General features: G+C 44.8%; 12 protein-coding genes and 2 pseudogenes. 8 read left to right on the forward strand and 6 right to left on the reverse strand.

Annotation, left to right across the window (positions count from 1 at the left end; all coding sequences use genetic code 11):
* Nucleotides 1-196: 196 nt before the first annotated feature.
* The 6 genes and pseudogenes from VL20_RS22475 to VL20_RS22495 all read left to right on the forward strand — a co-directional run bounded on the left by VL20_RS22475 (nt 197) and on the right by VL20_RS22495 (nt 5,048).
* Complete coding sequence (locus VL20_RS22475; RefSeq protein WP_002788656.1) at nt 197-559, forward strand: hypothetical protein; 363 nt, start codon at nt 197-199, stop codon at nt 557-559.
* Nucleotides 556-969: an HNH endonuclease gene (locus tag VL20_RS22480; protein WP_002788655.1), complete on the forward strand. Its 414-nt coding sequence runs from the start codon at nt 556-558 to the stop codon at nt 967-969. The genes VL20_RS22475 and VL20_RS22480 overlap by 4 nt, the downstream gene beginning before the upstream one ends.
* A gap of 500 nt (nt 970-1,469) precedes the next feature.
* The gene (locus VL20_RS31340; protein ID WP_158499378.1) at nt 1,470-1,724 is read left to right on the forward strand and encodes a hypothetical protein; all 255 of its coding nucleotides are present in this window, start codon (nt 1,470-1,472) and stop codon (nt 1,722-1,724) included.
* Nucleotides 1,725-2,657: 933 nt separating this feature from the next.
* Nucleotides 2,658-3,404, forward strand: a complete 747-nt coding sequence (locus VL20_RS22485) for a pseudouridine synthase (protein WP_052277865.1) — start codon at nt 2,658-2,660, stop codon at nt 3,402-3,404.
* Nucleotides 3,405-3,430: 26 nt separating this feature from the next.
* Nucleotides 3,431-4,191, forward strand: a pseudogene (locus VL20_RS22490) (helix-turn-helix domain-containing protein).
* Between the two features lie 8 nt (nt 4,192-4,199).
* On the forward strand, nt 4,200-5,048 hold the full coding sequence (locus VL20_RS22495) for an ADP-ribosylglycohydrolase family protein (protein ID WP_052277866.1): 849 nt from the start codon (nt 4,200-4,202) through the stop codon (nt 5,046-5,048).
* Between the two features lie 203 nt (nt 5,049-5,251).
* Here VL20_RS22495 and VL20_RS22500 read toward each other — a convergent pair whose 3' ends face one another.
* From VL20_RS22500 to VL20_RS22520, 5 genes are all read right to left on the reverse strand, one after another.
* Nucleotides 5,252-6,199, reverse strand: a complete 948-nt coding sequence (locus VL20_RS22500) for an aldo/keto reductase (protein ID WP_052278549.1) — start codon at nt 6,197-6,199, stop codon at nt 5,252-5,254.
* 187 nt (nt 6,200-6,386) lie between these two features.
* Entirely contained in the window at nt 6,387-9,452 is a 3,066-nt protein-coding gene (locus VL20_RS22505; RefSeq protein ID WP_052277867.1) for an efflux RND transporter permease subunit, read from the reverse strand.
* Nucleotides 9,453-9,477: 25 nt separating this feature from the next.
* Nucleotides 9,478-9,870, reverse strand: a complete 393-nt coding sequence (locus VL20_RS22510) for a four helix bundle protein (protein ID WP_052277868.1) — start codon at nt 9,868-9,870, stop codon at nt 9,478-9,480.
* A gap of 68 nt (nt 9,871-9,938) precedes the next feature.
* Entirely contained in the window at nt 9,939-11,399 is a 1,461-nt protein-coding gene (locus tag VL20_RS22515) for an efflux RND transporter periplasmic adaptor subunit (RefSeq protein WP_052277869.1), read from the reverse strand.
* A gap of 327 nt (nt 11,400-11,726) precedes the next feature.
* A complete protein-coding gene (locus VL20_RS22520; protein ID WP_369800418.1) occupies nt 11,727-12,929 on the reverse strand; it encodes an RNA-guided endonuclease InsQ/TnpB family protein in 1,203 nt (400 codons plus the stop codon).
* A gap of 74 nt (nt 12,930-13,003) precedes the next feature.
* On the opposite strand from VL20_RS22520, the gene VL20_RS22525 reads away from it, so the two are divergent.
* The gene (locus tag VL20_RS22525) at nt 13,004-14,362 is read left to right on the forward strand and encodes an SUMF1/EgtB/PvdO family nonheme iron enzyme (RefSeq protein ID WP_052277870.1); all 1,359 of its coding nucleotides are present in this window, start codon (nt 13,004-13,006) and stop codon (nt 14,360-14,362) included.
* 153 nt (nt 14,363-14,515) lie between these two features.
* Nucleotides 14,516-14,632: pseudogene (locus VL20_RS33900) on the forward strand (Uma2 family endonuclease); the annotation flags it as partial.
* 22 nt (nt 14,633-14,654) lie between these two features.
* On the opposite strand, the gene aspS reads toward VL20_RS33900, so the two are convergent.
* Nucleotides 14,655-16,442, reverse strand: a complete 1,788-nt coding sequence (aspS, locus tag VL20_RS22530) for an aspartate--tRNA ligase (RefSeq protein ID WP_052277871.1) — start codon at nt 16,440-16,442, stop codon at nt 14,655-14,657.
* Between the last annotated feature and the right edge of the window lie 152 nt (nt 16,443-16,594).

Here is a 16,594-nt window from a genome sequence, read left to right on the forward strand (position 1 = left end):
GCGGATTGTTAATTTTGGTTTTTTGTGAAAGATTATCGCCGCAAACACGCACCCTACAAGATCGGCGATCGCACTAGGAGAGCAGTGCGATCGCTTTTTTAATGACTTCGCTGTTTCACTGCAACTGCTATAATTAATAAAATGTCAACAACCCAGAATAGATTAAACGCCAGAAAGATTCCAGAAGGAAAAGTATATGCAAGTGACCTTTGATCTACCTGATGATGTTGCGATACAGCTTCACTCCGTTGAAGATAAGCTACCGCAAATCCTAGCGTTAGGGTTGCGAGAATTTAAGGCTATTACTCAAGAAGGTTTTTCGGGAATAGCTGAAGTCTTGGAATTTTTGGCGAGTCTTCCCAATCCTGAAGCTATTATTGCACTACGTCCCACAGAAGCCTTACAAGCTCAATTATCTCTGCTCTTAGAGAAAAATCGGACAGGGGGTTTGACTCCTGACGAGGAAAAGCTATGGCAACATTATCAATATTTAGAGCATATTGTCAGAATGGCGAAAGCTAGGGCATTTTTGAAGCTTAAGGATTCTCAAACCCCATGAGCAAAACCTATATTCCTGTTGTGCTACGAAGACAGGTTTACGAACGAGCCAAGGGGTGTTGTGAATATTGTCTGATTCCTGATGTAGCTACTTTTGCGCCCCATGAGATTGACCATATTATTGCAGAAAAACATGGTGGACGAACTGAAGCAGAAAATTTAGCCCTATCCTGTACTCTGTGTAACAAGCACAAGGGGAGCGATCTAGCTTCTGTCGATCTAGAAACTGGTAAAATCGTTCCCTTGTACCATCCTCGTCAAGATCGGTGGAATGAACATTTTTACTTCAATGAGGCTGAATTTATGCCTTTAACTGCTGTTGGTCAAGTTACGATTCGATTATTACAGTTAAACCGTAAAGACAGAGTTGAGGAACGTCAGCTATTGCTACAAGTGGGAATCATGGAGTGAGTAGAGAGAGAGAAAAAATAGGTGCTAACTCAAAAAATTCACCAATGAGGTTGCGGGATCGTCTTAAGGTTGTAAGGACGGAAGACAGAAATTCATATTTTGTCCAATGTCCAATTATCCACTCTATCCACGAACAGGAAAACCAACTTGACATCCTCGCCGCCCTAAAAGTGCGGCGATTCCTAAACCTCACGATTTAAGTTTCTGCTTCCACCACCGTCGCATACCACAGTTAAAAAACCATGTACTGTCTTACACAGAGTCCACAGACTTTCGCCCCATTTCAGAAGCCCGATTCCCTGTGTCCCACGGTACGTTGACCGCCTATAGCTTCTTGTACTTGTTGCGCGCGACTTTTTACCCGGCCAAGCTTTTCTGGTCGGAACCCCCTAAGCCGAGTTTTCAAGGTGCTGCGCCGTCCACTTGGTTTTCGAGACTGGCCTTTTAATTCTAACGTAAAGCCAACCTAGAACGGCGGGGTTTCAGACCCAAAATTTCCGATGAGCGGTAGCAAGACGATCCACAACTCCACACCATTCACCCTCAACGTGACCATCATCGGGCGGAATGGCTCCGAACCGTCAAAGGACGGCAACTATGTCAGCGCATCGATCGCGCCCAACGCGAGCTATACGCTTCAATACGGCAACGACCAGAACCCATACATGAATGTCCTGAGGTTCTCGATCTCCGGGCAGGGCATGATGGACGATACACTGTTACAGAAGGTTCAACCGTTGTTAAACGAACTATAAAACTAGAATCAACACAGATAAATGTATTAGTCATTATTTTCTCTATTCATTCACAATTTCTTCCATCAATTGCTGATCTCTTTCTTCTCTCATTTGATGAATAATTTCAGTAACATCGGTTTCAAATGGTTTTCCCTGACGACGTTCATAAATAGCTTTTCGAGTCGCGTCAATTCGTTCTAATGCAATTTACCAAGAGGGGTGATCTTTGAGTTTTTTTCCTAACAATTCCTGTTCTTCTAGGGACAAGGATTGGCTCTTCTCGACTTTGTGTGATAATTTTTGCTTATCTAAGGTTAAATGCTTACTGGGCAAGACTTTTAGGACTATTTTGAAAGAAGAAACTATCAGTATAGACCTCGTTTACACACAGAAACCAGAAGAGCCAAGGATTTAATTGCATTAACTAGAGATTCCACGAGTTCAATATTCATTTTTTTACATCTTTGACCAAAATTATCGGTGTTTATGAAGAGTTACTATAGCCTAGCCTTTGAATTATAACAAAGAGACGCAAACTCCGTCACTTACGTCCCCAATTCATCATCAATCAAAGTTTACCGCTTGGATAACCGAGAAATAACCCGTTTAAAGTCATATCCCCCCGTAAGGAAAATTAACCCGACTTTTTTAACAATTGTCGGCAAAATTTTGCTTGCTTTTTTCACGGCTTTTTGAGATGATATTTTTATAAGACTTTATATACAATCGAGTGTTGGCAACCAAAAAAAATATAAACAGATTCCCATTATAAGAAAATTGTAACCGAAGCCAGCGCCCAAGTCAAGGGATCACTCCTTTTTTTTTGAGAAGTTTTCCAAGAAAAAAATCCAAGAGGCAGCCGGAGATATTCGGTTTTTCTTCACTTTTTGGGCGAAAAAACCCTTTTAGGATGCCTATAATAGGAGATAGAAAGGGTTAAAAACAAAAAAAATGGCGGAGAGAGTCCAGAAAATCCTTGCCCAGTGGGGAATTGCCTCCCGAAGAAGGGCGGAGGAGATGATTGTGGCCGGCCGGGTGAGACGGAATGGCAAAATCGTGCAGTTAGGAGAAAAAGCCGACCCCGAAAAAGATCACCTAGAGATAGACGGAAAAAAAATTGAACCGGGCAATCGTCCCCAAAGATTGTATATACTAATCAACAAACCCATTGGTGTGGTTTCTACCTGTAAGGATCCGCAAAACCGGCCGACGGTGATTGACCTTTTGCCCGACTCCCTCGCCAGCGAGACGGGGTTACATCCCGTAGGAAGGTTGGACATTAACACCACTGGGGCTTTACTCCTCACCAACGACGGTCAACTCACCCTCACCCTCACCCATCCCCGTTATCATTTGCCCAAAACCTATCGGGTTTGGCTAGATGGTGCGATTGATAGACTTGCTCTCCAGCGTTGGCGAGAAGGTATCCTCTTAGGGGGAAAAAAAACCTTACCCGCACAGGTTGAGATACTCAAGCAAACCGACCAAAAAACCCTACTAGAAGTTATTTTAGTGGAGGGAAGAAATCGGCAGATTCGCTCTGTAGCCGAAGAATTAGGTTATCACGTCCTGAAACTTCATCGCAGTGCTATCGGTCGTATTCAACTAAACTCCGGTAATAATTCCCCCTTACCCTTGGGTGATTACCGTTTTTTAACCCTTGATGAACTGAAATATTTAAAGAACCAGATTAACTAAGCTGAAAGTCAGCCCCTAATAGCGATATGTTTCGCCTTCTCCAATCACAACTCGACCCCCAGCATAAACAGCGCACCAAATTACTGGAAATCGGCGTTTATTTGCAAAAAAATCGCCTAGAACAGTCCCTTTCTCTCGAGGAAATTGCCCAGAAAACCTTAATCCCGCGCCATCGTCTAGAAGCGCTGGAAGCGGGGGATTTGGAGTCATTGCCCGAACCGATTTATATTCGTTGGTTAATCAAACAATTTGCTGATAGTCTGTCCCTGGATGGTGAGGCGATTAGTCGGCGTTTTCCCACCAAGGTCAATAACTTTTTCAGGGGAACAAAACCGTCTTTATCGCTGCCGAGTCTTCAAATTCGCCCGATTCATCTCTATTTTCTCTATTTAATCTTAGTTATTGGTTCCGTACAAACCCTATCCCACGTCCTGCAAAAATCGGTACTGCAATCGAATCGCTTACCGCCGCCTTCCTTGCCACAACAGCAAATTGTCCAACCGAAAAGCAATCCCCTTCAACCGGTAGCCAACAAAACCAGCAATAATCAGCAGCTGGTGGTGGGGTAAAACTGGAGGATGACTGCTGGCTGCGGGTGGTGGTGGATGGCAAGACAGAATTTGAGGGTGTACTGCCCCAAGGAAGCCATCGCACTTGGCAAGCAAACCGAGAATTAACCGTGAGGGCGGGTAATGCCGGCGGGGTTTACGTTGCCGTTAATAATGCCCATGCTAAACAACTGGGGCAACCGGGCAAAGTCGAGGAAGTCACCTACCGGGCAAATTGAGCTAATTTATGCAAAAGGTTTTTTCACCCCTCGATCGCCTTCAGGGAGGGTTAATCGGGGCATATATTGGGGAATCCTTGCATAATCAACCCCTAATACCAGCCTTTAACTATGAGGCTACACCAAGCACGACCCTGCTTTTACAAGCTCTGCAATCTCAGGAAGATTTGCCCATTGCGATCGAAGCTAGGCAGCAGTCGGAATCGGCGTTATTATTTGTGCTGTTGCCGGAGATTTTAACCTGGCCTGACCATGGGGAACGTTGGCAAGCTAGATTAAATTTTTGGCTGAAAAAGGGCTTAATTTCCGAGTTAACCCGACAAGAAGCGATAATTTGGGGAGAGGCAGTAGGTCTGTTATTAGAGGGAAAAAGGCCTTTAAATCAGTTAATGGGGCAACTACTAACTATTAACCCCAAGAATAAGCTATTAGAGCAGATTCAGTCAGCTTTAGGACAGAATCATCCCCTAGAGTCCATTTTATCGGCTTGGGCGAAAGATATCTCACCTTTAGGAATTGCCATCGCAGCTTCTCTCTATACTTTTCTGCAAACGACCGAGGATTTCGCCGTGAGCGTGCGTCGCGCTAATTCTAGTCCCTATCAACGGCAATTAACCACCACTTTAGCGGGGATTTGGGCGGGATTGTACAACGGTATCGAGGGGATTCCCCTAGCTTGGCGGCAAAATTTGCCGAAAGAGCCAGTTAAACAGCAATTAATGGATAAAGCTGGGGAAATCTATCGAATTTCTTTGGGTATATCTCCTCATCTTGTCCTATCTCCCCATACTGCCGTCGCTTACGGGGGAACAATCCAACCCCGTCCTAGCTTAAAATTGGTCTCTCAAGATAAGTAGGGTTTGCTGAAAAAGTTTTTCCTGGTGTGGGGTGTGGGGTGTGGGGTGTGGGGTTTTACCCATTTTCACCTGGTCAATTACCTAATTTTCAGGGAAAAAGTCCAGGGATTTTCCCCCCAATCACTCCAATGGTCGGCACTTTTTGAGGTCAAAAAAGTCTAAAAGCCTTATCCAGCAAAGTTTTTAGATTTATTCAGCAAACCCTACTTAGTTTGAAAGATATTTTGCACCATTTTTTTATCTAAACCTGCGGCAATTTTATCTAATTCTGTTATTTCCCCACTGTCTAAACTCCATCCTAAAGCGCCTAAATTATCCTCAGCTTGCCGAACATTTTTAGCTCCGGGTATAGGAATTGTTCCCTTACAGATACACCAATTTAAGGCAACTTGGCTAATAGTTTTATTTTTAGCTTGGGCGATAACTTCTAGGCAACTCATCAGAGGCGAAATAGCGGGAATTAATTGACCAAAAAGGAAGCGACGTAATCCTGGGGGTAAGTTTTTATTATCTCGATATTTCCCGGTTAATAACCCCAAAGCTAAGGGACTATAGGCAATAATTTTAATACCCAATTGCTCACATAGTTCCTTTAATCCCAAGTCAGCGAGAGGATAGGTAGAAAGGAGAGAATACTGTACCTGTAAACTGGTAATAGGAATGCCGCGACTGGCAAACTTTTGATAGGCAGACTTCAATCTTTTCGGTCCAAAATTGGATAAACCCACCCCTTTAACTAACCCCTTTTCCAGACAATCCCCCAATCCGTCTAATAATCCTCCCTCCTGCCATGGCGCATAATTGCCCGTTGACCAGTGCATTTGCACTAAATCCACCGGGCGGCCTAGTCTGGTTGCCGAAGCTTGACAAGCTTTCACCATGGCATGACGGGTTAAACGCCAAGGATAAGGGGCGAGTTTGGTAGCAATACGGATATGATCAGCGTTATAACCGGTATATTCCCCTGTAAAGCGTCCTAATAGCTTCTCACTCTGTCCGTTGAGTTTGCCTGTGCCGTAGGAGTCTCCCGTATCAAATAGGGTGACACCCCGCTCGACGCAGAGATTAAAAACCGCTTGTAACTGGCTATCCATACTCTCATCATAACCCCAGAGAAGACGATTTCCCCAGGCCCAAGTACCGCAGCCCATGGGGGAAGGGATAGAGTTTGATGTGTGACTTTCAAGGGATTCATGGGTTAGTTTCTCTGGGTTTTTTCTCAAGCTTTCAGCAAGATATTTTATACTAAATCTGGTTATTAAAGACTGATTATTTATTCCCATTTTTGCCTTCTGCATGAGTAGAAAACGGGTTTCTCGGAGAAACCCGTTTTCTGTACTAAATCGACTTGGGTTTTTGTTTAACAAATAATCCCCGGAACCAATAGTAAAAACTATCGATATAAGTAAAGATTACCGGCACAACCACCAAAGTTAATAGGGTGGAAGTGGTAAAACCACCAATAACGGCAATCGCCATCGGTGCGCGAATTTCCCCATCTGCACCTAAAGCTAAAGCAATCGGTAACATCCCGGCAATTGTGGAAACGGAGGTCATAATAATTGGTCGTAAACGAGAGACTCCCGAATCAATCACCGCCTTAAATTGCGGTTTCCCTTCCTGAAGACCACTCAAGGCAAAATCTACTAACAGAATCGCATTTTTAGTGACTAATCCCATCAGTAAAACTATGCCAATTAAAGCGTATAAACCTAACTCTTTTTGGGTAATTAAAAGAGCGATTAAAGTACCACCAATCGATAAGGGAAGGGAAGTTAAAATCGCTAAGGGATAGAGGAAATTGTTATACAATAAGACCAGAATCCCATAGATAGAAATAATTGCTAAACTTAACGCCCCCAAAAAACGAGCGAAGATATCGCGCATAATACGAGCATCACCAAAGGGTTCTTCTGTCACCTCTGGGGGTAGGTTTTTCATGATTGGTAAAGCGCGAATTTGTGTCACCGCACTTCCCAACGAAACTCCCTCTAAATTAGCTCCAATATTAACCTGACGTTGACGGTTAAAGCGTTGAATTTCCGCAGGTCCACTACCTAAGCTAATTGTCGCCACCGAGTTAAGCGGTACTAACGTCCCATTACTGCTAGGAACGCGCAAATTTTGCAGAGTTTCTATCTCACTGCGTCCATCATTGGCAATTTTCACCCGGATGGGAATTTGTCGGTCAGCAAGGTTAAATTTAGCTAAATTAAACTCATTATCGCCAATTAAAGCTAAAGATGCAGTACGGGCGATCGCTCTGACTGAGACTCCCTGATCGGCAGCCCGCACGGTATCCGGTTGAATAATGATCTCCGGTTTAACTAAACTTACCCCGGAACTGACCTCGACAAAACCGGGTAAAGCTCGCATTTCTCGCTCTAATTTTTGGGCAGTTTGGGTTAAAATATCGCCATTTTCACTTTTTAAAATAATAGCCACATCCTTAGTGCTTCCTGCTCCCCCCTGCGCCCGAAAAGTCACTCTAGCCCCCGGTATCTTCTGGAAATCCCGACGGGTTTGTTCCTCAAATTGCCGTTGAGTTAGCGATCGCTGTTCCTTAGGAACTAAATTAACATATATTAACCCCGTGTTTACCCGTCCCGAATCTCCCGGAATAGCCAAAACATTAGCGACGGCGGGATTTTTTTGCAGTAAACTATTCACCTGATTAGCCACGGCAACAGTATCATTCAAAGTCGCACCGGGAGCCAATTCTAGGCTTATTGTACTTAATCCAGTATCCCCGGAACTAAATAACCCTTTTGGAATCAAGGGAACTAACTGTAAACTACCGATAAAAAAGGCCAAAGCCGCCAATAAAGTCAGGATTCGATGACGTAAAGCCCAAGTTAACAAACTTTTGTAGGGACGAAAACGGGGGCGCGAGGAAGGATTATTATCACCAGTTTTCAGCTTTTTCGGCTGTAGAATATAGGCACTTAACATCGGGGTGACGGTGACAGCGATCAAACTGGAGAATAGGGTAGAAACCGCCACCGTAACGCCGAAAGGTTGAAAGAATTGGCCCGGCACACCGCCCATAAAAGCAACCGGCAGGAATACTGCTATAATTGCCGCCGCACTGGCTAAAACGGCTAATCCAATCTCTTTTGAGGCATCAAAGGCCGCTTGCAGGGGTTTTTTACCCATAGCTAAATGTTGATCGATGTCCTCCACCATACACACCGCATCATCCACCAGATTACCCAAAGCTAAAGCTAAGGCCAGTAGGGTCATACCGTTAAGGGTATAATTTAGGGACTGCATCACCCAAAAAGTCGGGAAAATCGACAAAGGCAGGGCTAAACCCGTGATAATCGTGGCACGCCAATTGCCTAAAAATAGACCCACCGTGATCACCGTCATGATGCAACCGATGATCAGATCGCTCAGAAGGCTTTCGTAACTAGCACGAATTGAGTCAGCACGGGTAAAAATTAATTGAAATTTAATATCTTCGGGCAGTTTTTTCTTTAAATTCTCGATTTCTTGGCGCACTGCTGTTTCTACCGTCACCAAGGTGCTGCCAGTCCCCCGTAAAATCGAAAAACCCACCACTGGCTGCCCATCTAAGAGGGCCATTTGTCGAGGATCACTGGAACTATCGCTAACTGTCCCTAAATTGCTTAGGGGGACGGTATCACCGTTAGGTAAAGAGATTTGATAATTCCTTAAATCTTCGATCGTTTCAGCGCTGCCGAGGGTGCGGACGGTTTGTTCACTACCACCGATTTCCGATCGCCCCCCGGGTAAATTAATATTAAAACTGCGAATTTGGTCATTAACCGCCGTGGCCGTGATAGCGTAGGCGATCAGACGACTGGGATCTAAATCTACACGCACTTCTCGATCGACTCCCCCAACGCGATCGACTCGTGCTACCCCCGGCACTCCCGTTAAAGCGCGGCCAATTTGACGATCAACTAGATCACTTAATTCGGCGATCGATCTTTTCGGGGAGGAGATGGTATAGTTCATCACCGCACCCCCGGCAAATTCTAAACGTTGGACAATTGGATCATTAGTATCTTGGGGTAAATCCTGCCGAATTTGCGCTATGGCATTGCGTACATCATTGGTAGCGCGATCGCTGTTAGTGCCAAGGATAAAGTTAACGGTGGTGGTGCTGCTGCCCTCGTTAATAGTAGAAGTAATTTGATCGATATTACCCAAAGCAGCCACCGCATCCTCGACTTTTTTGGTGACTTGGGTTTCCAATTCCTCTGGACCGGCGCCGGGTTGATTAACGGTGATAATCACGGCCGGAATGTCGATGTTAGGAGAGCGATCGATCCCTAATCCTAGAAAGGCAATGTATCCCATTACGGCCATAACCAGGGAGATCAGGATCGTCGGAATGGGATTTTTGATAGACCAATTAGAAATATTAAAAGCCATAATTTCAGTTATCAGTTATCAGTTATCAGTTATCAGTGGGTAAGTTATCAGTTATCAGTTTTTGGTTTTTGGTATTTTCTTGGCAGGTTTTTAGAATAGCCCAAAGCATTTTACCAATTTCCTCCGCATCATCATTGATACTTTGAAAGGCTCTTTCCTCTATGTAATTCGTGTCTTTCAATAGAGACAGCCAATACTTTGTTTCTAGACATTCCTTATAAGCTATTGACATTTTAGCTCGAAAATCAGCTTGAGAAATAGCTCCATTAGCTTCGGCAATGTTAGCCCCGATTGAAGTGCCACTCCTTAATAGCTGTTTTGACAAAACATATTCTTGTTTAGTCTCACACAAATATTTATAGCCTTTAACAATCCTAATGGCAAATTTATAAGCTTTATCATAAACTTTACTCTCCATCTGTTTGCCCCGCTACCGATCACTGATTACTGATTACTGATTACTGATTACTGATTACTGATCACTGATTACTGATTACTGATTGCTGTAATTTTGTCGCCATCACCGAGATAGGCTGCCCCTTTGACCACAATGCGATCGCCCGCTCGTAAACCCGTAAGAATTTCCACGCGATTATTCGGCATAATTTGACCTAATTGCACAGTTTTGGCGGTGACAGTGTTATCAGGTTCCACTAAATAAACTAGAGCTTGATTATCTTTTTGAGGTAAAACTGCGGTCATGGGGACGGTTAAACTATTGCTAGTATTCGTCACGATCGCACCTCGTAAAAACATCCCCGGTTTTAACCCTGTATTGTCGGTTAAATCGACTTTAACCGTTGCTTGACGGGATGCCTCATCGACGATGGGATTAATTTCGCGCACCTGTCCCGATAATTTTAAACTGCTATTAGCATCGGAAGTGATAGTAACGGGCGCTCCGACGCGGATTAAGGGCAATTGATTCTCAGGAACCCGTAATCTTAGCTCTAAACGCCCATTTTCGATGATTTTAAAGAGAGCATTTTGACCGTTGGTGGTGTCCCCGATGCGAGCATTTCTTTCGGCAATTTTGCCACTAACCGGAGAAATCAGGCGCGTCTCGTTTAATTGAGCTTTAACAATAGCTAAACGGCTTTGAGCTTCCGTTAATTGGGCTGTAGCTTGGGCGATCACTTCGGGACGGTTGCCCGCTTGCAATTGCGCTAGTTGCTGCTCTGCTTCTCCTAAACGGGATTGGGTCTGTTGTACGATCGCCGCTTTGTTTCTTTCTTCATTGAGGACCTCATCGAGACGATCCCGGGCGATCGCTCCTTCCGCTTCTAAACTTTGGTTTCTCTGGACGCGTTTTTTAGCCAAATCCCAATCCGATTGAGCTTGACTAATTTCAGCCTTTATGCGTTGAATAGTTTGGTTAGCTCTAGCGATCTCCTCTTTACGGCTACCCGCTTGCAATTCTGCCAAACGCGCCCGGGATTGGGCGACATTTGCCTGTGCTTGGGTTAATTGCGCTTGTAGGACGGTATCATCGAGACGAGCGAGAATTTGACCTTGGCTAACGATATCACCCTCATCGACAAAGATTTCTTTGATTTGTAGTCCCGTCGCTTGGGAAAGAATCGGGATTAATTCGTAGGCTGCCACGCTTCCAGTCGCTTTCAGGGTGCGGGCCACGGCAGTGGATTCCACCCTAGTGGTGGTTACTGTTTGTGCTGGTGCCTCATTTTTTGCCGCTACGGGCTGAGTATTGGGGTTTTGGGCTGTTTGGGGTCGATTAGCGAAACGAGTCGCCCCTAGGGTCAATAAAACCCCCAATCCCACGCCGATAAATAAACCCCTTCCTCCCGATAGCCAAGAGTTGGTTTTTGTCGGTTTTGGCGAGTATTCGGGTTCCTCTGGCTCAATTTCGGGTTTAAATGCGATAACTTCGGGAACTAGCGAATTATCGGCTGAATGCTGGTTATTTTCTAGGGTATCTGGCCGCACGGTCTGCCCTCTCGGTAGATTCTGGATAAAATGTTAAGTTTTGTATCCATTTATAATCTAACGGAAAAAGGTCACGGGTGGGGAAAGTGAGAAAGTGGACTTGCTGTGAAAATCCCAAATTGTCGTGGTTGGTGAGGATTCAGTAGGCAGTAGTCAGGAGACTCCGAGACAGTAGGCAGTATTCAGGAGAATTAAGAATGAGTAATAATCAATTAAATGGTTTATTTAGAGATTTTATGCCAGTTAATCTGGCTCTCCCCTACTTGTGGTCATAAGAAAAAGTTTTGACATCCTCACCGCCGTAAAACGGACGGCGATTCCCAAACCTCACGATTTGGGTTTCTGCTTCTTTCCCTTGCGGGGTTCCGCACCTGCCTGAACAGATTTACTCTGTTCTGGTCTTATGGTCGCTCTACAGACTGACACCGCAAGCCCTGATGCCAAAATATTTTTACTCGCGTTAATATCTCGGTCATGGTGAGTCCCACAGTCTGGACAATCCCACTCTCGAATATTTAACGGCATTTTTTCAGCAATATACCCGCAATTACTACATCTTTTAGAGCTAGGAAACCATCTATCTATTTCGATGTAATTTCTGCCGTACCAACGGCATTTATAGGCTAATTGTCGGGTTATTTCTCCCCAACTAACGTCAGATATTGCCTGAGATAATTTCGGGTTTTTGACCAGATTCTTGACGGCTAAATTCTCAACTACAATCGTTTGGTTTTCACGAACTAATTGAGTGGTTAGCTTATGTAAATGGTCTTTTCTGCTATCGGTGATTTGAGCGTGAATCTTGGCTACTTTGATTCTTGCTTTTTCCCGATTTTTTGATCCTTTCTGTTTTCGAGAAAGATTTTTCGCTGCTCTTCGCAGTCTCCGATAATGCTTTTTAAAATGCTTGGGATTAGACACTTTATCGCCATCGCTGGTAATCACGAGGCTACTAATTCCTAAGTCAATTCCGATGGCTTTATCTGTTACTGGTAATGGCTTAATTGTTGGGTCATCAAATCTAATTGAGATATGCCAACGTCCTGAGGGATGTAATCTGACTGTTACTGTACTTGGTTCACATCCGTCTGGTATTTGTCTTGACCATCGAATAGGTAAAGGTTCTGTGCATTTGGCTAAATAGATTTGTTTGTCTTTGAACTTAAAAGCAGATTTGGTAAATTCGGCACTTCCTCCCTGATGTTTTTTCTTAAAGTTGGGATACTTAGTACGACCAGCAAAGAAATTAGTGAAAGCTGTTTGTAAATGTCTTAACCCTTGTTGTAAAGGTACACAGCTAACTTCATTGAGAAAGTTTAATTCTTCTTGTTTTTTCCAATCGGTCAACATTGAAGAAGTTTGAGCGTAGCCTACTCTTTCTTGTCTTTCGTACCAAGCTTGTGTTCGTTCGTGGAGAGCTTTGTTGTAAACTAATCTTACACAGCCCAATGTGCGCCGCAATAGCGACTCTTGTGTTGGTGTGGGGTAAAATCGGTAGCGATAGCTTTTCCATATCCCGCATTCTAGCATATATCGTGTAAATGTGCTAATATTTGACGGTAAAGCCAACCTAGAACGGCGGGGTTTCAGACCCAAAATTTCCGATGAAAAAGTCAGAGATCCAAATTTTCCTAGCTCACGCTAGTGAGGACAAACCAGCAGTTTTGGCACTGCATGACCGCCTTAAGCAAGCGGGATATAAACCTTGGTTAGATAAAAAAGACCTGATTCCGGGTCAAATTTGGCGAGATGAAATTCCGAAGGCGATTAAAGCTAGTCAGATTTTTCTCGCCTGTCTGTCAGCGAAATCGGCTAATAAACAGGGATACATCCAACGGGAGTTGAGGATTGCACTTGATACCTTGGGACAGATGCTACTGGGGACAATTTTTTTTATTCCCATGAGGTTAGAAGAATGCGAAATTCCTGATCTGCGACTTGCAGAAGTTGGCTTGAATCTGCGAGACCTCCACTGGCTTGATTATTGGGAAGAAGACGGATTTGAGCAACTAGAAAGAGCAATTACCTATCAATTCAAGCTTGAACCAGAAGAGCCAAAACAACTGTTATCAGTATTTAACTTTGAGGTGGTGGGAGTAAATGCGAAGGGTGAGCAAATTAGAAAAGAGTCGAAACAGTCCCAATATTTCAGGGAAGATCTGGGCAAAGGCATCACCTTAGAAATGGTCGCCATTCCGGGGGGAACTTTCCTGATGGGAACAGAAGATGAGGAAATCGAAAGACTGGTGAAAAAATTTAATTGGGAAGGATTTAGAAGGGAAAGACCACAACATGAAGTAAATGTCCCACCCTTCTTTATGGGTAAATATCCCATCACCCAGGCTCAGTGGAAAGCGATCGCCTCTCGCACGGATTTAAAAGTTAAACAAGACCTTGATCTCAACCCAGCCTATTTTAAATACCGTCCCCATAGCGATCGCCGTCCCATGGAACAAGTCAACTGGTACGATGCGATCGAGTTCTGTGCGAGATTATCAAAACTAACGGTTCGGGAATACCGACTACCGAGTGAAGCGGAATGGGAATACGCTTGTCGTGCTGGAACCACCACCCCGTTTTACTTTGGGGAAACCATTACGGGGGAATTGGCTAACTACAATGCCACTAATACCTACGCCGATGAACCGAACGGAGAATATCGAAGCGAAACAACTCCCGTGGGACAATTTCCCCCAAACGCCTTTGGACTGTACGATATGCACGGCAATGTCCGGGAGTGGTGCGCCGATACTTGGCACGATAACTATGACGGTGCGCCGACGGATGGCAGTGTCTGGATAGAAAATGGTAATGATAATCGTTCTCCTCTGCGGGGCGGTTCCTGGGGCTACAATCCGAATTACTGCCGTTCCGCGATTCGCTACGACTACTACTTCCGCCGCGTCAACCGCATCAACAATTACGGTTTTCGGGTAGTCTGCATTTTCGGGAGAACTCTCTAACCCTTTTTCCTTTTTCCCCTTTTACCCTCATTCCCTATTTTTTCTTTTCTTTCCCGCCCTTAGGCGGGTCGATTTTGTAGGGGGCGAACTCGACCCATTTGGTCGATTTTTGCTTAACAATTGTCAAGGATTGTTAAGATGCGCTTACCCTGCACTTTTCCCCTAGTTCCCAAAACTAAACTCTAGGAATTTTTAGCCACTGCTAAAGAGGATGAAGTGAGGGCAGAAAAGAATTTAAGAGCATGGTGTCAACAGACTTGCAAAAATTAGGTGGGCATTGCCCACCCTAATCTTAGGATGGCGGTTTGTAGGTAGAAGCAACGGATAATTCTTTTAATTGCTTCGCTGCCACTGTTGAAGGTGCAGAAGTGAGTAAACAACTAGCTTGCTGGGTTTTCGGGAAAGCAATCACATCGCGAATTGATTCTTCTCCTGCTAACAACATCACCAAGCGATCTAAACCGTAGGCGATGCCACCGTGGGGAGGGGTTCCGTATTCAAAAGCTTCTAACAAAAAGCCGAATTTATTATAGGCTTCCTCTGGGGATAGACCGATGGTAGCGAAGACTTTTTCCTGTACTTCCCGTTGATAGATCCGCAAACTGCCGCCACCGATTTCAATACCATTAAAAATCATATCGTAGGCTAGGGCGCGAGCCTGGGCTAGATCGTCTAAATCTTCGGGATTAGGGGCAGTAAAGGGGTGATGCAATGCTTCTAGGCGTTTTTCCTCGGCGTTGTATTCAAACATCGGGAAATCCGTCACCCAGAGGAGGTTGATTTTCTCGGGATCAATTAATCCCAATTGTTCCCCTAAAACTAAGCGTAGGCGGGATAGGGATTTATTGACTGTATCGGTATCTCCTGCCCCAAATAAGAGCAGATGCCCCGGTTTTGCGCCAGTCTTCTCGATTAAAGCCTGTTTTTGTGCCTCTGTCAGGTTATCTTTAATCGCACCGATGGTATCAAAATCGTAGTCCTCGCGCACGCGGATGTAGGCGATTCCCTTCGCACCCGCATCGGTGGCTTCTTTGAATAAATCCCCACCCGGTTTGATTCTGACGTTAGAAATCGCCTCGTTACCGTTGGGAATCGGTAAAACTTTCACCGTCCCACCACTAGCGATCGCACCTGAAAACACCTTAAATCCCGAATCGGCAAAAATCTCCGCCACATTGACCAATTCCAAGCCAAAACGAGTATCGGGGCGATCGACCCCATAGCGATCCATAGCCTCAGCATAGGTTAAACGGGGCAGGGGCAGGCTTATATCGATATTTTTGACTTTTTTGAAGATATGAGCGATTAAAGCCTCATTCAGGGCTAAAATCTCGCTTAAGGAGAGAAAACTCATCTCCATATCCAACTGAGTAAATTCCGGTTGACGATCAGCACGCAGATCTTCATCCCGGAAACAGCGAGCGATTTGATAGTAGCGATCCATTCCCGACACCATTAATAATTGCTTAAATAATTGCGGTGATTGGGGTAAAGCGTACCATTGGCCGGGGTTGACACGGGAAGGAACCAGATAATCCCGCGCTCCTTCGGGAGTTGATCGAGTTAAAATTGGTGTTTCCACTTCGATAAAATGCTGTTCATCTTCGAGAAAACGGCGCATTTCCTTGACAACTTGGTGACGTAGTTGTAAATTCTGACTCATACGCTCCCGGCGTAGGTCTAGATAGCGGTATCGCAAGCGCACATCTTCCCGTACCGATTCACTTTCGGAACTGGAGACGACAAAAGGCAGTTGTTTAGTAACCCCGTTGAGAATCTCGATGCTACTGGCATAAATTTCAATTTCTCCGGTGGCAATGCGGGGGTTAAGGGATTCGGGGGGACGTTGACTGACTGTTCCCGTCACCTTGATGACATACTCGTTTCTGACGGTTTCAGCGATGGGGTAGGAAGCGGGAGTTCGTTGGGGATCACTGACGATCTGGACAATACCACTGCGATCCCGCAGATCAATAAAAATAACGCCACCGTGATCGCGACGGCGATCGACCCAACCGAAGAGGGTGACACTTTTTTCAATTTCGATCGCGCTAAGGTCGCCACAGTAGTGAGTTCGCATAGTCTAACTAGAGAATTACTTATATTACGAATGTAGTATAGAAAGGATGGGGCCAGAAAAAAATCAGACGGCCTTGCTCATTATGCCAGTATTTTGTCGCTCTTGTCCCCTTGTTTAGGGTATTTTTATGGTCTCTTAGTCCTCAGCTATCG

This window comes from Microcystis panniformis FACHB-1757 (genome assembly GCF_001264245.1).
Lineage (GTDB): Bacteria > Cyanobacteriota > Cyanobacteriia > Cyanobacteriales > Microcystaceae > Microcystis > Microcystis panniformis.